General features: G+C 55.0%; 14 protein-coding genes. 1 reads left to right on the top strand and 13 read right to left on the bottom strand.

The features are described 5' to 3' along the window. Positions 1-10: 10 nt before the first annotated feature. From M3090_RS09645 to M3090_RS15855, 3 genes are all read right to left on the bottom strand, one after another. The gene (locus tag M3090_RS09645) at positions 11-2,872 is read right to left on the bottom strand and encodes a DEAD/DEAH box helicase family protein (protein WP_249055655.1); all 2,862 of its coding nucleotides are present in this window, start codon (positions 2,870-2,872) and stop codon (positions 11-13) included. Positions 2,873-3,096: 224 nt separating this feature from the next. Further along, entirely contained in the window at positions 3,097-5,025 is a 1,929-nt protein-coding gene (locus tag M3090_RS09650) for a site-specific DNA-methyltransferase (RefSeq protein ID WP_249055658.1), read from the bottom strand. Between the two features lie 1,062 nt (positions 5,026-6,087). Beyond that, complete coding sequence (locus M3090_RS15855; RefSeq protein ID WP_262918880.1) at positions 6,088-6,216, bottom strand: hypothetical protein; 129 nt, start codon at positions 6,214-6,216, stop codon at positions 6,088-6,090. A 214-nt stretch (positions 6,217-6,430) separates the two neighbouring features. Between M3090_RS15855 and M3090_RS09655 the strand changes: the two genes are divergently transcribed. After that, a complete protein-coding gene (locus M3090_RS09655) occupies positions 6,431-9,082 on the top strand; it encodes a heavy metal translocating P-type ATPase (RefSeq protein WP_249055660.1) in 2,652 nt (883 codons plus the stop codon). A 287-nt stretch (positions 9,083-9,369) separates the two neighbouring features. Here M3090_RS09655 and M3090_RS09660 read toward each other — a convergent pair whose 3' ends face one another. The 10 genes from M3090_RS09660 to gltB form a co-directional block, all read right to left on the bottom strand. Further along, complete coding sequence (locus tag M3090_RS09660) at positions 9,370-9,756, bottom strand: RagB/SusD family nutrient uptake outer membrane protein (RefSeq protein ID WP_317239186.1); 387 nt, start codon at positions 9,754-9,756, stop codon at positions 9,370-9,372. Continuing rightward, positions 9,660-9,881 carry a hypothetical protein gene (locus M3090_RS09665; protein WP_249055662.1) on the bottom strand — a complete coding sequence of 74 codons (222 nt, stop codon included), beginning with the start codon at positions 9,879-9,881 and terminating at the stop codon, positions 9,660-9,662. The genes M3090_RS09660 and M3090_RS09665 overlap by 97 nt, the downstream gene beginning before the upstream one ends. A gap of 185 nt (positions 9,882-10,066) precedes the next feature. Then, entirely contained in the window at positions 10,067-11,383 is a 1,317-nt protein-coding gene (locus M3090_RS09670; RefSeq protein WP_249055664.1) for a TolC family protein, read from the bottom strand. Between the two features lie 61 nt (positions 11,384-11,444). Next, positions 11,445-14,477, bottom strand: coding sequence for an efflux RND transporter permease subunit (locus M3090_RS09675; protein WP_249055666.1), 3,033 nt, complete (start codon positions 14,475-14,477; stop codon positions 11,445-11,447). Between the two features lie 11 nt (positions 14,478-14,488). Next, a complete protein-coding gene (locus M3090_RS09680; RefSeq protein WP_249055668.1) occupies positions 14,489-15,568 on the bottom strand; it encodes an efflux RND transporter periplasmic adaptor subunit in 1,080 nt (359 codons plus the stop codon). 47 nt (positions 15,569-15,615) lie between these two features. Continuing rightward, positions 15,616-16,551, bottom strand: coding sequence for a ribosome small subunit-dependent GTPase A (rsgA, locus tag M3090_RS09685; protein ID WP_249055716.1), 936 nt, complete (start codon positions 16,549-16,551; stop codon positions 15,616-15,618). An 88-nt stretch (positions 16,552-16,639) separates the two neighbouring features. Next, positions 16,640-17,200 carry a ribosome recycling factor gene (frr, locus tag M3090_RS09690; protein WP_087339346.1) on the bottom strand — a complete coding sequence of 187 codons (561 nt, stop codon included), beginning with the start codon at positions 17,198-17,200 and terminating at the stop codon, positions 16,640-16,642. Between the two features lie 75 nt (positions 17,201-17,275). Beyond that, positions 17,276-17,989, bottom strand: a complete 714-nt coding sequence (gene pyrH / locus M3090_RS09695) for a UMP kinase (RefSeq protein ID WP_249055670.1) — start codon at positions 17,987-17,989, stop codon at positions 17,276-17,278. A 259-nt stretch (positions 17,990-18,248) separates the two neighbouring features. After that, on the bottom strand, positions 18,249-19,595 hold the full coding sequence (locus M3090_RS09700) for a glutamate synthase subunit beta (RefSeq protein WP_249055672.1): 1,347 nt from the start codon (positions 19,593-19,595) through the stop codon (positions 18,249-18,251). Positions 19,596-19,630: 35 nt separating this feature from the next. Continuing rightward, complete coding sequence (gene gltB / locus M3090_RS09705; RefSeq protein WP_249055675.1) at positions 19,631-24,109, bottom strand: glutamate synthase large subunit; 4,479 nt, start codon at positions 24,107-24,109, stop codon at positions 19,631-19,633. Between the last annotated feature and the right edge of the window lie 424 nt (positions 24,110-24,533).

Below are 24,533 nucleotides of genomic sequence, written 5' to 3' on the forward strand. Positions count from 1 at the left end.
TCATTCCCGTTTACAACAACCTGTCCGGCGTCGCTGCCAACGTCACACGGTTCAGCCGGGCCATGTCTTCCAGCGTGGCGCCGTTGGCCGACTGCAGGTAGAAGTCCGACTCGGGCAGGAGGATGTATGCCCACTCACGCTCCAGGCGGTCAGCGGGCGGCAACGTGTTTATCTTGGCACACCAGGCTGCGGCGGCCTGTTGCTTGCAGCGGACGTTGGGGTCCCTCACCCGGTCGTCGGCCTTGGTCTCCACGACGTAGATATGCGTGGCCGTGCACACCAGGAAGTCCGGATGATAGGAAGCCAACAGTCCGTCCGTCTGCCGCACGTAGTACAGGCTGGCAAAGGCGTGCTGGCTCTCGCTGATTTTCTGAAAACGCTCCACGCAGGCATCCCGATCCAAAAACTCCATGAAAGCTTTCTCCAGCCCGCCCCCGTGCGAGGGATAGCCCAGCCGTTCGTAAATGACTTTCTGCAACTCCATGGAATAATTCTCGCGGACGCACAGTGTGGGGACAGACGAGAACCATGTCTTCTCCACCACCGCCTCACTGCACTCCACGTTCTCCTGCATCCGGTGGATGGCCACGCTCATTTCCTTGACAATATGCTGCGTGACGAGGCCGTTCTTGGAGAGCAGAATCTTCCAGTCATTATCTTGGAAGGGGTCGAACGTCCGGCCGAACAGGCGGGTACGGATATACAGGTCCAGCAGGCGCACGATGTCTGCCTGGTTAATCTGGATGGCAGGCATGGGTTGCCGGCCTCGTTTACCCACCCGGTCCATGCGGGTAGTGACGGTCCGCAACAGCTTCTGCAAGTAGTCGTTGTAGGAACGGGCGCTGAAAAGGTCGGCCTTCACCTCGTACTTGCCGAAGCGGGTCTCTGTCATCACGGCTTCGGACAGAAAGGTCTCGCCTTTCGTAGCCAGGTGCTCGCGCAGGTAGTCCAGCGTGAAGGCGGTGAAGGGAGCCAGCGTGCGGACGTCAATCTGTGCGGGCGTGATTTCCTCCTCGGCATCGCGGACCACCGTGGGCCAAAAGAAGTCGTACTCCTCGTAATCCGGCTTCAGCCCGACACGCATCAGGTCGCCCGTGGCGTTGGTGCTGCCGGCTTCTCCGGTATCCTCGGCGGCCAGGCCCTCGGCCATCAGGTCTTTGTAGAACTGCTCGAAGGCCGGGTGCTCTATGATGGAGAGCATGTCCAGGTAGGACTTGGGCTGCTGCCGTTTCACCAGCACCAGGCGGCGGTTTTCCTCTTTCTCCTCTCGGTATTGAGGCTCACGCCACATCAGGCGCAGGCCGCGGCCCACGGTCTGCTCCAGCAGGATGGGTGCCTGCGACGAACGCAGGGGGACAATGACGCAGATGTTGTTCACATCGAAGCCTTCGCGCAGCATTAGCACGGACACGATGACACGGGGTGTGGCATAGCGGTCCACATTGAACAGCCGTTCGCGCACGCGCTGCCACTCGGCTTCGCCCAATACGCCCTTGCGGTTGCTGTCGATGCGGAGAACCTCTTCTTCCGCCAGTCCCTCCCCGCGCAGGAACTGTTCTACGTAGGTGGTCACCAGGGTGTCCTCGCACATCACCAGCATCTTCGGATGCTTCGATGCGTCTATCCTCAGGAACCCTTCCTCCAGGAGTCGCAGTTTCTCCAGCCCGGCGCGCAACATCAGCCGCTGTCCGTCGCTCAGCTCCATGACCTGTCCCCGCTCATCGCGCACGGCCCGGAAATCCAGGTGCTCCAGTTCGGTCAGTTCCTGGCGCTTGTCCAGTAGCAGGGTCTTCACCAAACCTTGGCGCATGGCGGTGGAGAGGTCAAAATCTGAGACGATGTGGGGGAAGTACAGCTTGGCCGATTTCGCCATCGTGCCCACCGTGTCGTAGGGTGTGGCCGAGAAATCCAGTTGCAGGAAGCGTCCCTGCTTGCTGCGGGCGATGTGGCTCAGGCCCTTCTGCCATTCCACCTCCACAATCTCGCCCGCCTTCTTGTGCTCGTGGATGTGGTGCGCCTCGTCGTTGATGACCATCAGTTCGGGCAGTGCAGCCAGGTAGTCCACCACGTCGCCGCGCAGGAAGCGGCGGTCCAGGGTATCGAGGACGTTGCCCGCACTGGTGCCGGGGCGCACGGGAAAGAGGCTCGTCACCACATCTTCTTCCTCCTCCTCTTTCTCCGCCAGGAAGATGTGCCAGTTGGTCAGGGCTATCAGTCCGTCGCCCGTCACCTTGCGGCCTATGTTGTCCTTGTCCGCCGTGTTGGTCTCAATGAAGCTGAACGCCTCCTCGCGATAGGCTGGCGGCAGAAAGAGTTCCGCGTTGCGGTGGAAGTCGTTGGTCTGCACATCGCGTTCAGCCGTGCCGGGACGCAAGCGGCCGCAGTAAGCATCGAGCAGGCGGTCGTAGACAATGAGCCCCGGGGCCACCACCAGAAAATGGCGGGTGTAGCGGCCCGAGGGAGTCTCTTCGCGGCGGGCATTGAGAAACTGCCACAGCATCAGGGCGTGCATCACCCAAGTTTTGCCTGTGCCGGTGGCCATCTTCACGGCATATTTGGGGAAGCTGTACTTCTCCTGCGCCAGTGTGCCCAAGTCGGCTTCGGGCAACAGGTCCGGTGCCACTTGTTCGTAGACATCAAGCACGGTCTGCACGTGCAGCACCTCGTGCAGATAGATAATATTCAGGATGGACTGCCGCTGTCCTTCGTGGAAATTGCAGGGACGCTCGTCCACATAGGGTTCGGTAAACCAATAACGCAGGAGGTCGGCCGTCACAGACGTTACTGCTTCCAGCATCGAGCTGTCGGCCCAGGCCGTCTGTACCTGTTCGTTCAGGCGGCGGGCCAGTTCAAGGGAAATATCTGGTTTCATATGTTAAGTTATTGAGCAAACTGGAATTTGAACCACAGATGATACAGATATGGCACAGATGGACACAGATGTATTTGTCACCCCGAGCGTAGTCGAGGGGGCTCACATAAGGCTTCCTCATACGTTACGTGAGATGTCTCGACAAGCTCGACATGACAGATTCTATTAATAAATCAGTGCAAATCTGTTCTATCTGTGTCATCTGTGGTCAATCCACTAAATTATCATTTCATCGTTTCCACCACCATGCTTTCAAATCCGAACACGTCCACCGCCTTGACGCACACTGTACGTCCGGCTCGACGGGGCACACGGAGCACGGCCGTATAGACGCAGTGCAGCGGGTCGCGGTCGTTGGCGGTGTTCTCGCGGTAGTCCTGCCAGCGGCTACGGAAGGTGATGCCGTCATAGTCGGGGTCGATGCTCCAGTATTCGATGAGGGCCAGCGGGTCGCGGTCGATGACCTGTTGCAACTTCTCCTTGTCGCGGTCGTCCAGGGGGATATTGTCCGGCGAGAGGAGGACGTAGTTGTCCAGTTCCACCACCAGGTTGTCCTCGTCCTCCGAGGCGGGCAGCACCTTCATGGGGCGGCAGGTGAGGTATTGCAGGGTGCTGAAGCGCACCGACTTGTCGTCCACCAGCTTCTTCAGGCCTTTCTTGGCAAGTTTGTCCAGGAGGTCGGGCGGGATGACCAGCACTTCTACCGCACCCTCGTAGCGGCGGATGGCCTCGCTGATGTCGAAGGCGAAGTTCCAGCCCAGCACCACCACCTTGGCCCAACCGCCTCCCAGCAGGGTCTGGCGTGCCTCGTACGCACGGCGCAGGGTAGCGGTGCCTGTCAGTTTGTTGGGGCTGTCCACCAGCACCAGGGTGCGCGTGGACTTCAGGTAGCCCCAGTTGCGGTCGTTGAGTTGCTCTTCGGTGAAAGGGATGGCGCCGTACAACTGCATCACAATGCGGCTCAGGTCGCCCACTTTCTTCACCAACTTGCTGCTGCTGAAGGCTTCCTTCTGATAGTCGCCAATGCCTTGGTAGAGGAAGGGCTTTACGCCTTGGTCGATGAAACGCTTGCGCATGATGAGGGAAGCAGGCTTGCCGATGTCGCAGGTTATCCAGCGACGACCCAGACGTTCGGCCACGGCGGCCGTGGTGCCGCTCCCACCAAAGAAGTCGCAGACAAGGTCGCCTTCGTTGCTGCTGGCTTTGATGATGCGTTCGAGGAGGGCTTCGGGCTTTTGGGTGGCATAACCCCTTCTCTGTGGATCCTTTTGTTGAATATGATTAATGTCAAACCATACATCTGGCAATAAAACTGGTTCATCATCATAATAACGATATATTTTCCCAGCAGACTTTATAGTCCTATATATGCGACCATCTTCATCTATTTCTTTTTTAAGATTATTCCACTTATCTACAAGTGTTCCACAAGCTTGGCATCTATTACGCGGGAATGTGGCATCTTTATCATTAAAACAAGTATTCTGTCCTCTTTTATAAAAATAAAGAATATCATGTTTTCTTGCGAAACAACTCATAGGTATTCCCCCACTTTGATAATGCCAAACTATTTCATTCATTAGATTAGCTTTTCCAAATATATCATCCATCAAAATCTTTACATACGCCCCCACGTGCCAATCAATATGTACATAAATACTTCCCTTCTCCGAAAGCAATTCCCTCATCAATAACAGCCGTGGATACATCATCCTCAGATAAGACACCGTTCCGTCCTTCCAAGTATCACTATATGCAGCCTGCTCCAGCACCGTTGGCTTCTGCTCAATCTCTACACCGGGTAGATTAATCTTTGTCCGATAATCCGCCTTGCTGTCAAAAGGTGGGTCAATGTAAATAAGGTCCACCTTGCCCCGGAACGATGGAAGCCCCGTAGCCTCATCACCTACTAACAAGGCCTGCATGGTCAGCAGATTCTCCCCGTAAATCAAGCGGTTCATCCACTGCCCGCGAAGAGAAAATTGTGGCAATTCGCCCCGCCAAAGTCCGGATATATCTTTGGAGGGCAAGACGAGTTCATTGGTTTGCAGCCCGATGCGCGTACCACTGTTGATACGCTCCAGGAGTTGCTGAGCTTCCCGTCTGCCCTCGGCTGCTATTTTGGGCAGTTCTTCAAGTAGTGACTTTGGCATAAGTTATAGCTATTTGCGCAATGCTACTCTCTATTTTTTCTCAGGAGACACAAAAAAACGCGAGCCTTAACTTGCTCACGTTGTGGTCCTGAGAAAACCATTAAGAGTACAAGTTATGCCCGCGCTATGCGCAGACATCTACAACTTGTTCAACTCTTAATATTTGAAATTTCTCAGGTTTCAACGTGATAGAACAAATAGCAAATGCTAATTAGTAATCCAATAAAATGAAAACCGCCGCCACTGCAGCCTTGTTTTCGGGCGTAAAGATACGGAATAAAGTCTTTATTCCCATACTCCGCCGCGTTAATTTTTAGCGCTTAAAATTCATTTTCCCTGTCACCCCGAGCCATAGTCGAGGGGCCTCACATACGGCCTACCCATGACAAATACAGTTTAAGGAATCTGTGCAAACCAGTCCCGGCTGTGCCATCTGTGGTTAATCCCGATACCTTATTGCTTATTCTGGTTACTTACTTATACAAATACGTTGCCCCGGATGACTGTGTGTCTGCACTACTTTGCAAGTATAATTATTTTACCAAATATAAAACAGCATGACTTACCTCCTTCTGAACCTGTGTGCAAACGCCAAACACTCCAAACAAGCTGTAAAGCGGATAAACCCCGGAGTCCATACGAGCATGCGGATTCTCTTCCATAATCAGTATATTATATTAATTGCCAACGATTTACAATAATTTCCACGGGAAAGAATTTTCCTATATCTCTTAAGCAACCTGTATGCTATCCCTTCGCTATTCCTTCGCTATTCCTTCGCTATCCCTTCGCTATCCCTTCGCTATTTCTTCGATTTAGCAGCGGAGGAATAGCAATGATGCAGCAGTGTGCAATAAAAATTCGATGATACATGTATCGACAAAATATAAATATTTTTCTATGCAAATCCGCCCACATGCAGCGTATATGGCAAAAAGGGGAATTTATGGCGTACAAATAACATAAACCAAGTTTCAACATCTACCTATAAACATTATCCATAATCTTGTAACCCCCGTTGTCAACTATGCCGCCGCTACGGCGCTGGTGGAGTATGACCCGTCACAGACCTCTCCCGAAGCCCTGCAACACGCGGTGCAGGAGGCCGGCTATGACCTCGTCATCATCGCCTTCATCCTGCTCTCTGTCATGTTGAGCGAAGTCGAAACATCTCCCGAATACTCTCGGCACACAGTGAGATCCTTCACTTCGTTCAGGATGACAGCGACAATGAAAATTCAAACAGACTCTAAATATAAACGACTACTTTATGAAATCCTACTTAGCATAACAGAGAGTGTGGCAATCCGGAATTCCATAAATCTCATCCATAATCTTGTAACATCCGTTCCGCCTTTCCTCCTTACCTTTGCCCCCGAAAAGAAAAAAGGAAGGAACAATACGTATGGAAAAGACTACTACCCAAGACACCTTTCCCATCCTGGGAATGAGTTGCGCCGCCTGTGCCGCCCGTGTGGACAAGACTTTGAACAAGCAACCGGGCGTATGCCACGCAGCCGTCAACTATGCCGCCGCTACGGCACTGGTGGAATATGACCCGTCACAAACCTCGCCCGAAGCCCTGCAACACGCGGTGCAGGAGGCTGGCTACGACCTCGTCATCACCCACGACGAACACACGGCGGACGAGGTGGAAGAGGCACACCGCAAGACATACCAATCGCTGAAGCGACGCACCACGTGGGCCATCCTCCTGGCCATCCCCATCGCCGTCATCGGCATGGGCTTCATGGACCGGCCTTGGGCGGGCTGGAGCACGTGGCTGCTGTCCACGCCCGTAGTCTTCGGGCTGGGGCGCAGCTTCTTCGTCAATGCGTGGAAACAACTGCGCCACGGCTCGGCCAACATGGACACCTTGGTGGCCAGCAGCACGGGCGTGGCCTATCTGTTCAGCGTGTTCAACCTGTTCTTCCCCGATTTCTGGCTGTCCCGTAGCATCACGCCGCACGTCTACTTCGAGTCGTCGAGCGTCATCATCGCCTTCATCTTGCTGGGACGATTGCTGGAAGAGCGGGCCAAGGGCCATACCTCGCAGGCCATCAAGAAGCTGATGGGATTGCAGCCCAAGACCGTCACCCTAATCATTGAGAATGAAGAACCAAATCTTAATTCTTCATTAAAAGAGGTTCCCATCGAGCAGATAGGTCCCGGCGACATCATCCAGGTGAAGCCGGGCGAACGTATCGCCGTGGACGGCGTGGTGACGGAAGGAAGCTCTTACGTGGACGAAAGCATGCTGAGCGGCGAACCCGTGCCTGTGGCCAAACGACCGGACGACAAGGTCTATGCCGGCACCATCAACCAGAAAGGCAGTTTCCGCTTCCGCGCGGAGAAGGTGGGGACGGACACCCTGCTGGCGAAGATTATCCACTTGGTGCAGGATGCGCAAGGCTCCAAGGCGCCCGTGCAGAAGCTGGTGGACCGGGTGGCGGCTGTCTTTGTGCCGACCATCATGGGCATCGCATTGCTCTCGTTCATCCTCTGGATGATGCTCGACTCCTCGGAAGGCTTTACCCACGGCCTGCTGGCACTGGTGACGGTACTCATCATCGCCTGTCCCTGCGCCTTGGGACTGGCTACCCCCACGGCCATCATGGTAGGCATCGGCAAGGGGGCCGAGCGGGGCATCCTCATTAAAGATGCCGAGAGCCTGGAGACAGCCAAGAGAGTGAATGTCGTAGTGCTGGACAAGACGGGCACGGTGACCGAAGGGCATCCCGTCGTGCAACACATCCTTTGGGCTGATGATGAGGCTAAGGCATACGCTCCTGTCCTGTTGGCTTTGGAAAAAATGTCTGAACACCCGCTGGCAGAAGCAATCTTGGGGAATGAAGAACTGAATCTTAATGAAGAATTAAGAATGAAGAATGAAGAATTTGCCGCTTTCAACGAACATTCTTCATTTCCCCGCGAAGCGGGTATTCTTCATTCTTCATTTAAAAAGGTGGATGGATTCGAGAGCGTGACGGGACAAGGCGTAAAGGGCAGCTATAACGGCATTTCCTACTATGCGGGCAACCGCCGCCTGATGCAAGGCCGCCGTATCTCTTCCGCCCTGCAAGAAAACGCCTCAGCGTGGGAAGCAGAAGGACAAACCATCGTCTGGTTTGCCAATGAGACGGAAGTCCTGGCCGTCATCGCCATTGCCGACCGCATTAAGCCTTCGTCCGTCCATGCCATCCGCACCCTGCAAGCCGAGGGGGTAGAAGTCCACCTGCTGACGGGCGACAACGAAGCCACCGCCAAGGTCATTGCCCGCCAGGCCGGCATCACGAAATACAAAGCCGGCGTATTGCCACAGGACAAGGCAGCTTACATCGGCCAGTTGCAAAAGGAGGGCAAGGTGGTGGCCATGGTGGGCGACGGCATCAACGACAGCGCCGCCCTGGCTCGTGCCGACCTGAGCATTGCCATGGGCAGCGGCAGCGACATTGCCATGGACGTGGCGAAGATGACACTCATCTCGTCCGACCTGCGCAAGATACCCGAAGCCTTGCAACTCTCGCGCCTCACCGTGCGTACCATCCGGCAGAACCTCTTCTGGGCATTTATCTACAATATGATAAGCGTGCCTATCGCCGCCGGCGTGCTCTACCCCGTCTGCGGCTTCCTGCTCAACCCCATGATTGGCGGGGCAGCCATGGCTTTCAGCAGTGTCAGCGTGGTGACCAATAGCCTGCGCCTGCGCCGGAAGAAGCTCTCTTCTAATGAAGAACGAAAAATGAAGAACGAAGAATCCACTTTGAATGAAGAACTAATAATGAAGAATGAAGAATCAAGGGATATATGTCAAACTAAAACAGAAGAAAAGACAATGGAAAAGCAATTCAAAGTAAGCGGCATGATGTGTCAACACTGCCGTATGCACGTAGAGAAGGCATTGAACAAGTTGGAAGGCGTCAGCGCCACCGTCACCCTCGACCCGCCCGTGGCCACGGTGAAGTTTAGCGGGAAGGAGTATTCATTGGCTGAACTTCAGCAACAGGTGACGGAAGAGGCCGGTGAATATACGCTGAGCGATGACATTTTGCTGTAAATAAGAGCTGTCGTTTAAAAATCGCTCTCTCTGTCATGTTGAGCATTGCTCTCCCCCGCCAAACGGGGGAGCAAAGAGGGGGTTGAAGCGTAGTCGAAACATCTCCCTAATACTTTTCAGGTGCGTAGTGAGGCCCCTCGACTGTGCTCGGGGTGACAGAGCAAATGAAAATTTAAACGACAGGCTCTAAGAAACCGCAAGTCTGGCAGATTCTTTTGTAGGTCTGTCAGGCTTGCGGCTTCTTTTTTATGCAGGCCAGGGCTTTATGCAGGCAAAGTATTTAGGGCTTACCGCACATTCTGCACCATGTTGGGGTTGGCGTCGATTTCCGATTGGGGGATGGGCAGGGCGATGCGCAGATCGGTGGGTTGGATGGTTTGGGCATTGGATGTTTTCAGTGTGCCCAGATGCCAACTGCCTGTGCGGGTAATGGCCCGTTGATTGCGCAGGAAGTCGAAGAAGATTTGACCTTCGCCCACCAGTTCACGGCGTCGTTCGTCGAGCACGCGGTCGATGGTGAAGTCTTCGGCTGATACTTGCATGGAGGCCGTGGGGGTGCGCTGGCCGATGAGTGTGTTCAAGTACTGCCGCCCGCTTTCGGCTTCAGGGCCACCCAGGTGCACACCGGCTTCAGCAGCGTTGAGATAGACTTCGGAGAGGCGGATGATGCAGATGTTGTTGTCTTTCGGGTCGCCGCTCTTGCCGGGAAATTTGCCGAGGAAGACGCGGCGGTTTTGGGCAGCTTCGGGCGGATATCCACCGGCCTGTCCAGCAGTTCTTCATCAATCTTCTTGTCCATAAGTGTTCTTATTTATTTAGTTGACGAGTTGACGAGGCTTCAGTCTACAAGGCTTCAGTTGACAAGTTGACAAGTTGACGAGTTGACAAGTTGACGAGTTGACAAGTTGACGAGGAAACGAGCTACGAGCTACAACCAACAAGCACGCTCCTTGTTGCCTGAAGCCTCGTCAACTGAAGCCTCTCCTACCGCAAGTACTCCAGTATCTTCCCGCTGATTTGCAGGAGCGAAATCTCGCAGATTTTGGTGTCATACTCGGCCGAGAGGATACGTTCTTCGGCGTCCAGCAGGTTCTTCTGCGCCTCGCGCATTTCGATGCCGGCCAGGTCGCCCAGCAGGTAGCGGTCGCGCGAGATGTCATAATTGTCCTTGGCCACGACGAGGTTTTCGCGTTCCAGCTTCAGCAGTTCCAGGTTGTTGCGGTAGGCTTGCCACAGGTTGCTGAGGTCGGCACGCAGCGTCTGTTCCAGTTGTTCGCGTTCCAGGCGTGCGTTCTCCACGGCCAGGCTGGCGTTGCGGCGCTCGCGGCGCCGGTTGCCGTCGAACAGGTTGAAGCCCACCGTCACCCCGAAGTTCAGCCCCAGTGTGCTGCGCCTTGAGTTGGCCGCCAGCTCGTAGCGGTTCAGCGTGTAGCCGTAGCCCCCGTTCAGGCGGACGTAGGGATAGTCGCGCGAGCAGACCTTCTTGTAGTCCAGCCGGGCGATGGCCTGGTTCTGGTCGGCGCGCAACAGCGAGGCGTTGATGTCCAGTGTGCCGCGCCACAGTTCATCGAAGTCCAGGATGTGGTTGATGTCGATGAGGCTGTCGCGGATGAGGAAGAACTCGTCCACGTCTTCGTTGGCCATCAGCTCGTTCAGCTCGATGCGCGACGTGTGCAGGGCTTCCTGCTGTTTGACATATTGCGCACTGTCGGCATTGAAGTCCACGCGGGCTTGCAGGTAATCCAGGCGCGAGGCGTTTCCCACATGCACGCGGGCTTCGGCGATGCGCACCCGTTCGCGCGAGAGCGACATGGCGTAGTGGAAGTTCTTCAGGCGGATTTTCTGCTGCACGAAGTTGTAATATTCGGCCGCGATGTTGGCCACCAGGTCTTCGATGGCGATGCGCGTATCGGTCTTGCCCTGCCGCTCCAGTTCCTTCAGGCGTTGGTATTCGGCCGTGATGTTGAATCCGTCGAAGAGCGTCCACTCCAGGTTGATGCCTGCGTCGATGGTCTGGTCGTAGGCGCTGTTCTCGCGTGTGGTGGCTCCTGTTGCGCGCAGTTTTGTTTCCGTATCCGCCAGTTCCCCGCTATATCCTGCCGAGAGGTCTATCACGGGCAGGGCTCCGGCGTTGGCCAGCGTGGCATTGTTTTCGCTCACCTTTTCCTGGTTGCGCGTGATGCGCAGCGAATAGTTGTTGAGCAGCCCTTCTTCCAGGCATCTTTTCAGGGTGTAGACAGGAGGCTGCGCGGCGGCAACCAGTGCGCACAGCGATATGAGAGGAAGTAAAAGTCGTTTCATCGTTGATAGGGTCTTTTATAATCGTTGAGAGTTGATTGCTTGTATCCGGCAGCGAAAGTTGCTATTCTTGTTTCAGTTTGCTCCGGTCGGTCGAGATATAGCTGTAGATGGCTGGCACGATGTACATGGTGAGCAGCGTGGAGACAATCATACCCCCACATACCGCCGTGCCCATGGCGATGCGTTGGTTGGCACCCTCGCCCGAAGCGAAAGCCAGCGGGATAAGGCCCAGCACCGTGGCAAAGCTGGTCATCAGGATGGGGCGCAGGCGTTGCAGGGCAGCGTCTTTCACGGCCCGCATCTTGTCCTCGCCGTGGTCTTGCTTGTGGTTGGCAAACTCCACGATGAGGATGCCGTTCTTGGCCACCAGGCCGATGAGCATGATGATGCCTATCTGGCTGAAGATGTTCATCGTGATGTCGCCGAAGTACATGAACACCAGCGCCCCGGCAATGGCCAGCGGCACGGTGAGCATGATGACCAGCGGGTCTTTGAAGCTCTCGAACTGTGCAGCCAGGATGAGGTAAATCAGTCCGATGGCCAGTATGAAGGCGAACATCAGGCTCGACGCACTCTCGCTGTAATCCTTCGAGTCGCCCGACAAGGCCGTGCGGAAGGTGTCGTCCAGCACTTCGGCGGCAATCTTGTCCATTTCCTCAATGCCTTGCCCGATGGTCTTCCCCTCGGCCAGCCCCGTGGAGACGGTGGCCGACACGAAGCGGTTGTAGCGGTAGAGCTTGGGCGGCGCCGTGCCATAGACAATCTGCACCAGGTTGTCCAGTTGCACCATCTCGCCGTTGTCGCTGCGGATGTACAGGCCCACCAGGTCCGAAGGCTTGTTGCGTTGCTGGCGGTTGATTTCGCCCAATATCTCATATTGCTTGCCGTTCATGTAGAAGTAGCCCATGCGCTGGCCGCTCAGGCCGTATTGCAAGGTCTGGGCGATGTTGCGTGTGCTGATGCCCATCGTTCCCGCCTTGTCGCGGTCTATCTGTATCCGGGCTTCGGGGTCGCTGAACTTCAGGTCCACGTCTGCCATCTGGAAGGTTGGGTTCTCGTAGACACGTTCCATGAACTTGGGCAGTACTTCTTGCAGTTTTTCGATATTGGTGGCCTGCAGCACGTATTGTACGGGCATGCTGCTGCGCCGTCCGCCAAACGAGGATTGCTGTTGGACGAAAGCACGTGCCTTCGTTTCTTTCTGCACGGCTTTCGACAGCTTCTCTGCCACTTCCATTTGCGTGTAGTCGCGTTCCTTCAGGTCTTTCAGCGTGATACGGATGTTGCCGCTCCCGCTGGACACACGCGCCGTCACGGCCTGTGCGTCGGGAATGATGGAGTCTACCACGTCATTGATTCGCTCCGTATAGTCGCGGATGTATTCGTAGCTCACGCCCTCGGCGCCGCTGGTGTTGACGGTTATCTGCGAGCGGTCTTCCAGCGGAGCCATCTCGGCCGGGATATGTGTCCAAAGGAAGAAGATGATGCCGAAGGTGACGAGGGTGAACACCAGTGCTATCCACCGTTTCCGCAAGAAGGCGGCCAGCGAGCGACTGTACAGGCGGTTCATTCCTTCGAAGAATGGCTCGGTGACGCGGTAGAACCAGTTTTTCTTCTTCTCCTGTCTCAGCAGCTTGGTGGCCAGCATCGGTGTGAATGTCAAGGCGGCAAAAGCCGAGATGAGGATGGAGCCGGAGATGACGAAGCTGAACTCGCGGAAGAGCCTGCCCGTGGTGCCCTCCATGAAGACGATGGGGAAGAACACGGCCACCAGCGTGATGGTGGTGGAGATAACGGCAAAGAATATCTCTTTCGCTCCCTCGATGCCCGCCTGCTTAGGCGGCATGCCCTGTTCGATGCGCACGTAGATGTTCTCCGTCATCACGATGGCATCGTCCACCACCAGGCCCACGGCCAGCACCACGGCCAGCATGGTGAGCACGTTGATGGAGAAGCCTGCCACATACATCACGAAGAACGCGCCGATGAGCGACACGGGAATCACGATGCACGGCACCAGCGTCACGCGCCAGTCGCGCAGGAAAAGGAAGATGATGATGATGACCAGCACAAAAGCCTCGTACACCGTGTGCTCCACTTCGCTGATGGAGGCGCGGATGAAGCGCGTGTTGTCGAAGCCGTAGGTATAGCTCACGTCTTCGGGCAAGTCTTTCTGCATGCGCTCCATGCGGTCGTAGACGGCATCGGCAATCTCGATGTGGTTGGCACCCGGTTGCGGGATGACTACTACGCCCACCATGGGCACGCCGTTCATCTTCATGTAGCTTTTCAGGTCGGCGGCGCCTAGTTCGGCGCGTCCGATGTCGCTGAAACGGATGATGCGGTTGCCGTCGGCTTTGATGATGAGGTTGTTGAACTCTTCGGGAGTGTGCATCAGACCCAGCGTGCGTATGGTCAGCTCGGTAGTGTTGCCTTCGATGCTTCCCGAAGGCAGTTCGATGTTTTCGCGGTCGATGGCTTCCTTTACGTCGACGGGCGTGATGCCGTAGCCCGACATTTTGGTGGGGTCGAGCCACAGGCGCATGGAGTATTTCTTTTCACCCCAGATGCTCACGCTACTTACGTCGGAGATGGTTTGCAGTTGTTCTTTTACGGTCAGGTCGGCAATTTCGCTCAATTCCAGCAGCGAGCGTTTGTTGCTCTGCAAGGCCACCATCAGGATGGGGGTGGCATCGGCGTCGGCCTTCGACACGGTGGGCGGGTCGCAGTCGTCGGGCAGGTAGCGTTGGGCGCGCGACACCTTGTCGCGCACGTCATTGGCGGCTGTCTCCAGGTCGACGGACAGTTCGAACTCCACCGTGATGCGGCTTTGACCCTGCTGGCTGACGCTGGTCAGCGAACGGATGCCGGGGATGCCGTTGATGTTCTGCTCCAGCGGTTCGGTAATCTGGTTCTCGATGACGTCGGCGTTGGCTCCCGTATAAGAGCACTGCACGGAGATGATGGGATTGTCCACCGACGGATATTCGCGCACGCCCAGCGAGGTGTAGCCAATGAAGCCGAAGAGCAGGATGATGATGGTCAGCACCGTGGAGAGCACGGGGCGGCGTATGCTTAATTCGGATATGTTCATGGGGCGTGTGCTTAATAGATGTTGTCAATCGTCACCGTCATGCCCGTTCGCAGTTGCTGCGTGCCCGAGACGATAACCGTATCTCCCTCGTTCAAGCCTTGCACCGCCTGCACCAAGGCGTCGGTGCGGATGCCTGTCACAATGTCCACCGGTTCGGCTTTCCCGTTCTTGTAGAGGAATACTTTGTCCTTGCCCATTTCTGGCACGATGGCTTCCGAGGGGATGGCCAAGGCATTTTCGTATGCCTGTTTGCGCAGGGTGATGGAAGCGAAGCGTCCCGGCATGATGCCCGACGGGTTGGGGTAGAGGGCACGGATGGTGAGTGAACGGGTTTCCGGATCGAGGCTTGACTCGCGGGCGTAGACACGTGCTTCGTATTTGTTGAGCGAGCCGGTGAGCGAGAAGTTCAGCGTGGTGCCTATTTCCACATCTTTCGCATAGCTTTCGGGTACGGAAAATTCCACCTTCAGGGGGGAGATTTTGGTCAGTTTGGCCACAATCGTGGTAGGCGATGCATAAGTGCCTACGCTGACTTGGCGCAGGCCGATGATGCCGTCGAAGGGGGCGCGCAACTCCGTCTGCTCAATCTGGGCGCGTACCAGTTCGATGTCGGCATTCAGTGTGGCCAGTTCCGTCTTCACCTGTTCGTAGGCTTCCTTGCTGACGGCGTCGCGCTTCAACAGGGCGTCTTGGCGGAACACGCGGTCTTCGGCCAACTTCAGTTGGGCCACGAGGCGTTGCAGTTGGGCTTGCAGGGGGCGGTCGTTCACCTTGGCCAGCAGTTGTCCCTTGGTGACGTAGGTGCCTTCCTCGAAGTTGATGTCTGTGATTTTGCCGGATGTCTCGAACGAGAGGTTCACTTCTTCATCGGGCAACAGACTGCCGATGATGGGAATCTCGTCCACCAGCATTTGCGGCTTGACAATGGTGGCGTTGACGTTCAATACTTTTTTGCTTGGGCTGTTGGCTGGCATTACTTTGTCGGCTTCTGCCAGTTCTTCGTTCTGTTTGGGCATTTGCGAATAAATGCCCCATCCGGCGAGCCCGGCGCCAATAAGAATGATAAGTCCTGTTTTTAGTTTTTTGTTCATGTGATGTTGTGTGGTGTGTGGTTTGTGGTATCATGTCAGGTTCAGGTTCAATAGGCTTCCCGGTATTTGCTTTCTTCCTTGTCTTCCAGCATACTGAGGTAGGAGGCATAGCGTGACTGGCTGATGCGTTGCTCTTCCACAGCTTTCAAGACGGCGCACCCCGGTTCGTGGCGGTGTGTGCAGTTGCCGTAGCGGCATCCGGCCGAGGCCTCGAATATTTCGGGGAAGTAGTGGCCAATCTCTTCCGCCTCCATGTCGAAGGTGCCGAATCCTTTGATGCCCGGCGTGTCGATGATATAACCGCCCGCATCGTCCACGGGATACATCTCTGAGAAGGTCGTGGTGTGCATGCCTTTGTTGTGTGCGGCAGAAATCTCACCCGTACGGGCGGCGGTTCCTGGCAGCAGTGCGTTGATGAGGGTCGATTTGCCCACGCCCGAATTGCCCGAAAAGAGGGTGATGCGTCCGCGAAGCATTGCCTTCACCTCGTCGAGACCTTGGCCTTGGCTCGCCGAGACTTTGAGGCAGGGATAGCCGATGGTGGTGTAGAGGTGGATAAGCCCCTCCAGGTAGCGGCAGTCGTCTTCATCGTAGAGGTCAGTCTTGTTGAAGACGATGCAGACGGGCACGCGGTAGGCTTCGGCCGTGGCCAGGAAGCGGTCGATGAAGGTGGTAGATGTCTCGGGATAGTTGACGGTGACTATCAGCATACACTGGTCGAGGTTAGCGGCCAGGATGTGCGATTGCTTCGAGAGGTTGGAAGCGCGGCGGATGATGTAGTTCTTGCGGTCTTCTATCTCGGTGATGAAGGCTGTGCCTTCGCAGTTTTCGGCTATCTGCACGCGGTCGCCCACGGCCACGGGGTTGGTGCTGCGGATGCCTTTCAGGCGGAAGTTGCCTTTCACCTTGCACTCCACATCGCGTCCGTCTTCGGTGCGGACGATATACCAGCTTCCTGTATTCTTGATTACGAGACCTGTCATAAGTTTTTTGAATGAAGAATGAGGAATGAAGAATGAAGATTCTTCGTCGGGAGCGGCAAATTCTTCATTCTTCATTTTTAGTTCTTCATTATACCGTCATTATCTCCTTGTCTTTCGCAGCCAGCATTTCGTCAATCTGCTTGATGTACTTGTCGTGAATCTTCTGGAGCTTTTCTTCGCCGCCTTTCTGTGCGTCTTCGGCCAGGCCTTCCTTCACGGCTTTCTTCAGGGCGTCAATGGCATCGCGACGGGCGTTGCGCACGCTCACCTTGGCTGTTTCGCCTTCGCCCTTGCACTGCTTGGCCAGTTGTTTGCGTCGCTCTTCGGTGAGGGGCGGGATGCCGATGCGGATGATTTCGCCGTTGTTCTCAGGCATGATGCCCAGGTCGGAGTCGATGATGGCCTTCTCGATGATGCGGAACATGTTCTTGTCCCACGGTTTGATGGCGATGCTGCGTGCGTCGGGGGTGGTGACGGCAGCTACGTTGTTGATGGGCACCATCGAGCCGTAGGAGTCTACGCGGATGCCGTCCAGCAGGCGGACGTCGGCCTTGCCGGCGCGGATGTGTGCCAGGGTTTCTTCCAGGTACATGATGGCCATGTCCATTTTTTCTTGGGCTTCGCCCAGGATGTCTTTTACGTCTTTCATATCGGGTTTGTTTTAATTACTTCAGATGGGTGCAAATATAGTTAAAATCTTTGTTCTTCGCTCTTCGTTCCAGGTTTAATTATGTACCAGTGTCCCGATTTCTTCGCCTTGCATCACTTTGCGCAGGTTGCCGGGGGTGTCCATGTCGAAGACGATGATGGGCAGGTTGTTCTCCTTGCACATGCAGGTGGCCGTGAGGTCCATCACTTTGAGGCCCCGGGCGAGGACTTCGTCGTAGGTGATGTCGTGGAACTTCGTGGCCGTGGGGTCTTTTTCCGGGTCGGCGGTGTAGATGCCGTCCACCCGGGTGCCTTTCAGCATGACGTCGGCTTCAATCTCGATGCCGCGCAGCGACGAGCCTGTGTCGGTGGTGAAGAAGGGGTTGCCTGTTCCGGCCGACATGATGACCACTTCGCCGGCTTCCATGCACTCGATGGCGCGCCATTTGTTGTAGAACTCCCCGATGGGTTCCATGCGCACGGCGGTCAGCACGCGGGCTTTGACACCGGCGGCGGTGAGGGCCGAGCTGAGGGCCAGGCTGTTGATGACCGTGGCCAGCATGCCCATCTGGTCGCCTTTCACGCGGTCGAAGCCCCGTGAGGCACCACTGAGCCCGCGGAAGATGTTGCCTCCGCCGATGACGATGCCTATCTGTACGCCCATTTCATGTATCTCTTTGATTTGTGCGGCATACTGCGCCAGGCGCTCTTCGTCGATGCCGTACTGCTTTTGGCCCATCAGGCTTTCGCCGCTGAGCTTGAGGAGGATTCGTTTGTAAGGTGTTGCCATACTTGTAGTAGATGTTTTTTTGTTAAGTTTCGTTGGCGACAAAGATAATGCTTTCCTGTGAATATCCGGGCAGGCGGGATAGGGTTTTTCCGAAGTTCTCTTGTTTATCCTGTATGTTAAGCTTGGTTACTGCGAACGATGGGCGCGGTCCGTGTGCGTGATAGCCGTGGCTTTTGTCCGGTTGAGGCATGGCTGTGTAGTGTCAGAAACAAACATCCCAAGCTTTGCAGAGGCTTGGGATGTTTCGGAGTCAGATGGTTTAATGTCTTTTTAAGAATGTGTCGACTTGTGCGGCGGCATCGCGTCCGCTTGCCATGGCCCGTACTACGAGCGAGGCCCCGCTGGAGGCGTCGCCTGCCAGGAATACGTTGTCGGCCAGCTTCGGGTGCTGGGGCTTGAGGAATCCCAAGGCCAGCAGTACGATGTCAGCTTTTATCACTTCCGGTTTGCCCACGGGTTCCATCAGCGGGCGGCCGCCTTCTGGATTGGGTTTCCAGGCAATCTCCTGCACTTCCACTCCCGTTACCTGGCCGTTTTTGCCCAGGAAGCGCAGGGAGTTGATGTTCCATCGGCGCGTACAGCCTTCTTCGTGACTGGAGGTCGTCTTTAGTGTGCGAGGCCATGCCGGCCACGGCTTCTGGGGGTCGTCGGGTCCTATGGGCGGTTGTGGCATAATTTCTATCTGTATGACGCTTTTGCAGCCTTGGCGATGAGCTGTGCCGATGCAGTCGCTGCCCGTGTCGCCTCCTCCGATGACCAATACGTCTTTGCCCCGTGCAGTCACCAGTTCTTCACGCTTCAGCTCCTTGCCGGCCAATATCCGGTTTTGCTGTGCCAGCATGTCCAGAGCGAAATAGATGCCTTTCAGGTCGCGCCCCGGGATGGCGAGGTCGCGTGCTTCAGGCGTGCCCGTGGCCACGATGTAAGCATCGAAACCTGTGGGTAATGCCTGCAAGTCTATCTCCGTGTTGAATTTGAACTCGATGCCTTCGTCACGCAGCACCTTCATGCGCCGGTCAATCACGGCCTTGTTCAGCTTGAAGTTCGGTATGCCATAGCGCAACAGCCCGCCAGCGTCTTCGTTTTTGTCAAATACCGTCACCGCATACCCCATCAGGTTCAGTCGGTTGGCTGCTACCAATCCTGCCGGCCCGCTGCCGATGACAGCCACTTTTTGCCCATTGCGTTCCGGATGATGCGTACGCACGTAGTTCTCTTCGAAGGCATGTTCGGTGATGGCAGCCTCGTCTTCGCGGTTGGTTGTCGGTTCGTGCTCGGTCAGGTTGAGTACGCACGCTTTTTCGCACAGTGCCGGGCAGACACGGCCCGTGAACTCTGGAAAGTCGTTGGTAGAGTTGAGCAGCCGGTAGGCCAACTCCCAGTCTCCTTTGTACAAGGCATCGTTCCACTCGGGAGGCTTATTGCCCAACGGGCATGCCCAGTGGCAGAAAGGTACGCCGCAGTCCATGCAACGCGAGGCTTGCAGCCGGCGGTCGCCCGAGTTTAACGTCTGTTCTACTTCGCCAAAGTCGTGTATCCGGTCGTGTACCGGTCTGTATCCCGCCTCTTTGCGGTGTATGGTCAGAAATGCTTTTGGATCTCCCATAGTAAGTAAAAGAAAAAAAGTGTTCTTACATTTGTTTAGTAATCTCTTTGCATGTCGGCAATCTTCTGCTGCAGCTTCTTGACTTGCTCTTCTTGCAACACGCGCTTGTACTCGATGGGTACAACCTGTATGAAGTCTTCCACGTAGCGTCCCCAATCGTCCAGCATCTGGCGTGCCAGTTTCGAGCCGGTGTATAAGTAGTGCTGGCGCACCAGCTCGTGCAGTTCCTTGCGATACGAGCTCTCCTCGACAAGATTGATTTCCACCATGTCCATGTTGCAGAAGTAGTCGAAATTATGCTTTTTGTCCCAGACATAAGCAACTCCTCCGCTCATACCTGCGGCGAAATTGCGTCCCGTCTCTCCGAGGACTACTACGCGTCCGCCGGTCATGTATTCACAACAATGGTCGCCTGCACCCTCAACAACGGCTATGGCTCCGGAGTTGCGTACGGCAAAGCGTTCGCCTACCTTTCCGTTGACATACAACTCGCCGGAAGTGGCCCCGTAAAGTCCTGTGTTGCCGGCGATGGTATTGTCTTCGGCATGGAAATTGCTCCGCACGGGCGGCAGTATGGCAATCCGTCCCCCGCTCAATCCCTTGGCAAAATAGTCATTGGTCTCTCCTTCGAGCTTGAAACTGATGCCTTGCACCAGGAAGGCCCCGAAACTCTGACCGGCACTTCCTTTGAATTTTATGTTTATAGTAGAATCCGGCAGACCTTTGCTGCCATGTCTGGCTGCTATCAAACCGCTGAGCATCGCACCCACTGCACGGTCGGTGTTCTTGATAGCATAGTCGAGGTTCACCTCATCACATTCTTCGACAGCCCGTTGTGCCGAGCGTATTATCTGTTGGTCCAGTACCCCATCCAACTCATGCTTTTGCCTGCTGGTGTAATAAAGCGGGCATTTCTCTTCTTCCTTAAACAACAGGCGGTTGAAATCGAGCGTCGACGCTTTATTGTCTTTGCTTATCGGCTTCTGCAATATCAGTTCCGTATGCCCTACGATGTCATTTAGCTTCTTGTAACCCATCTCTGCTAAATATTCTCTTACTTCTTGTGCCAGGAATGTGAAATAGTTGACGATATACTCGTATTTCCCCATGAAATGGCGGCGAAGTTCCGGATTTTGGGTCGTCACGCCGAGCGGGCAAGTATTTAAATTGCATTTACGCATCATGACGCATCCCAGTACGATGAGCAGCAGTGTGCCGAACCCGAATTCTTCGGCACCGAGTAAAGACATTATGATAATGTCGCGTCCCGTCTTCAACTGGCCGTCCACTTGCAGGCGCACTTGTCCCCTCAGTCCGTTTTTGACGAGCGTCTGTTGCGTTTCACTGATACCGATTTCGGGAGAAATACCGGCAAAACGCATGCTTGATGCCGGACTGGCTCCTGTGCCACCTTCAGCTCCCGATATTACAATCAAGTCAGCCTTGGCCTTTGCCACACCCGCAGCGATGGTGCCTACGCCGCTCTCAGCCACGAGCTTCACGCTGATAGAGGCTTTCGGGTTGACGTTCTTCAGGTCGAAGATTAATTGGGCGAGGTCTTCTATGGAATAAATGTCGTGGTGTGGCGGAGGCGAGATAAGCGAAATGCCCGGGATGGAGTGGCGTGTCTTGGCTATCACTTTGTCTACCTTAAAGCCTGGCAACTGTCCTCCTTCACCTGGCTTCGCACCTTGTGCCACCTTGATTTGTATTTCTTCGGCATTTACAAGATATTCGGTGGTGACGCCAAAACGTCCGGAAGCTACCTGTTTGGTTTTGCTGGACAGGGATATTCCGTTGAGTTGCGAGTGGAAACGTTCATTGTCTTCGCCACCCTCTCCTGTGTTCGAACGGCTGCCCAGTTTGTTCATGGCCAAGGTGATTGCCTCGTGTGCCTCCTTGCTCAAGGCGCCAAAACTCATGGCACCCGCAACGAAATGCTTGACTATTGAATCGACAGGTTCTACGTCGTTGATGTCTATCGGAGTAGCGGCACGCTTAAAGTCGAAGAAGTCGCGGATGAATATCTTGTCGTCCGGATTGTCTACAAGCTTTGTAAATTTCTTGAATTTCTGATAATCTCCTGTGCGGGTGGCCAGTTGCAGTGTAGCTATGCTCTCCGGATTCCATGCGTGGCGTATGCCGTCTTTACGGAAATGGAACTGTCCGAGATTCGGCAGGAAGTCGGTGCAGGTCGTCTTGGCAAATCCGGCATCATGCATGCTTATGGCATCGTGTGCGATGGCCTTGAGTCCGATGCCTCCAATGGTCGACACGTCGGTACCGAAATAGGTTTTCAAAAGGCTTTCCGACAAGCCTATTGCCTCGAAAATCTTGGCTCCACGATACGAACGGATGGTCGAGATGCCCATCTTTGCCATGATTTTGAGCAAAGCCTTCTTTACAGCTTTGATGTAGTTGGCTTCGGCCGTCTCGTAGTTCTCTTGGACTTTCTTGCGCTTTACCAAATCATCAAGTATGGCGAATACCATGTATGGACATAGTGCTGAGGCTCCATACCCAAGCAAAAGGGCGGCGTGCATGGCTTCTTTGATTTCGCCGCTTTCCACTATTAATGCTGTCTGTACGCGCTTGCCGACGGAAATGAGGTAGTGATGTACGGCACTGACTGCGAGCAGCGAAGGGATGGCTGCATGTGTTTCGTCGATGTCTTTGTCGGACAGGATGATGTAGTTATATCCTTCGTCCACACTGCGTGCCGCCTCTTTGCACAAATCGCTGAGGGCTGTGCGCAATCCCTCTTCGCCTTTGGCACATTCGAAAAGCATGGGCAGTTTTACGGTGTTGAACCCTTTGTAACGGATGTTGCACAGAATGTCCAGTTGAGTGTTGGTTAAGATGGGATGGGGGAGGCGCACCATTTTGCAGTTCGACTGGTCGGGGTGCAGTATGCCAGAACCCACACGGCCGATGTATTCGGTCAGTGACATGACGAGGCTTTCGCGGATGGAGTCGATGGCGGGATTGGTGACTTGGGCGAACTGTTGGCGGAAGTAGTTGAACAACGGTTGTGGGCGTTCGCTGAATACGGCCAGCGGTGTGTCGTTCCCCATGGCCGCCGTGGGCTCTTGTCCGTTGACGCACATGGGTATGATGGTGTTGTCAATGTCTTCGGCGCCGAATCCGAACATGAGTTCGTGACGCACGAGGTCGGGCACGGCATTGCTGACTTTCCGGCCGCTTTTCAGTTTTTCCAGTTGGATGCAATTCGTAGAGAGCCACTGGCGGTAGGGATGTTCGCTTGCAAGCTGCTCTTTGATTTCTCCGTCGTAATAAATCTTGCCTTCCTGGGTGTCTATCAATAGTATTTTGCCGGGTTGCAGGCGTCCTTTTTCGGCTATCTCTGAAGGGTCGAAGTCCATGACACCTACTTCCGAGGCTACTACCATCAGGTCGTTCTTGGTGATGGTGTAGCGTGCGGGGCGCAAGCCGTTGCGGTCGAGCATGCCGCCGGCATAGCGGCCGTCGCTGAACAGCAGGGCTGCCGGTCCGTCCCAGGGTTCCATCAGGATGGAATGGTATTCGTAGAAGGCTTTCAGTTCTTCGGATATGGGGTTTTTGTCGTTGAAGCTTTCGGGTACCATCAGGGCCATGGCGTGTGGCAGCGAGAGGCCTGACATGACGAAGAACTCGAATACGTTGTCGAGGCTGGCAGAGTCGCTCATGCCGGGCTGTACGATGGGGGATATGTCTTTGATGTTGCCCAGGGTGTCAGAGCTGAGTACGCTTTCGCGGGCTTGCATCCATCCCCGGTTGCCGCGTATGGTGTTGATTTCACCGTTATGGCACAGCAGGCGGAAGGGTTGTGCGAGGCTCCAGGTGGGGAAGGTGTTGGTGGAGAAACGCGAGTGAACCAGTGCCAGGCCGCTGGTGAAGTATTTGTTGGTCAGGTCGGGGAAGTACTGCCGGAGTTGCAGGCTGGAGAGCATGCCTTTATAGACGATGTTCTTGGACGAGAGGGAACAGATGTAGAAATCGGTGTCGTGGATGCGCCGTTCGATGCGTTTGCGGATGAGGTAGAGTGTGCGTTCGAACGTGGGCACTTTGTCGTCGGTGACGCCTGTGACGAATATCTGTTTGATGTCGGGTTCGCTGGCCAGGGCGGTTTCGCCCAGGCACGAGGGGTTGGTAGGCACGTTGCGCAGGTGCATCAGCGACAGTCCTTCGCGTTCTATTTCTTCTATCATGATGCTCAGGATGTTTTGCTGGCGTGCGGGGTCTTTGGGCAGCAGCAGCAATCCGGTACCGTATTTTCCTTTTTCGGGCACGGGGATGCCCTGGAGGAGTATGAACTCGTGGGGGATTTGCAGCAGGATGCCGGCGCCGTCGCCTGTTTTGTTGTCGGCTCCTTCTGCGCCACGATGGCGCATGTTCTCGAGGACTTTCAACGCGTTGTCCACTAGTTCATGGCTTTTGTTGCCGTGGATGTTGACGACCATCCCGACGCCGCATGCGTCATGCTCGTAGCTGTCATTGTATAATCCTTTTTTCATATTTGGTTTCATTTGATTTGATTATTCTATTTGTTTACGTCAATTTGATTGCAAAAGTATAAAATTGCTTTCAGTCTGACCTATTATTGTTCGGCCTTCGTGACGCTTTTTTGAGGGTGAGTTGTGCCTTTGTTTCTGTTTGACGTATTTTGGGTGGTGATATGCTGTTTTTATAAGTGAATATATGCTTTCTGGTTTCAATCTGTTATAATCTTCTTCTTTTCCGGATTTTCTTGCGTCGGCTGTTTGGTTTTCTTCCGGGTTTTCTTAAAGGCGGGCAGTGTGCGGGCAAGGGGTGTCGGCAGGTCGTCCGGGCGACGGCCTTGCAAGGTTTTCGGGCGAGGTATGGAGAGACCTGGGAATGGTACGGAACGATTCTGGGAATGGTACGGAACGATTCTAGGAATGGTACGGAACGATTCTA

Origin of the sequence: Bacteroides sp. ET71 (genome assembly GCF_023336905.1) — a bacterium.
Taxonomy (GTDB): Bacteria; Bacteroidota; Bacteroidia; order Bacteroidales; family Bacteroidaceae; genus Bacteroides.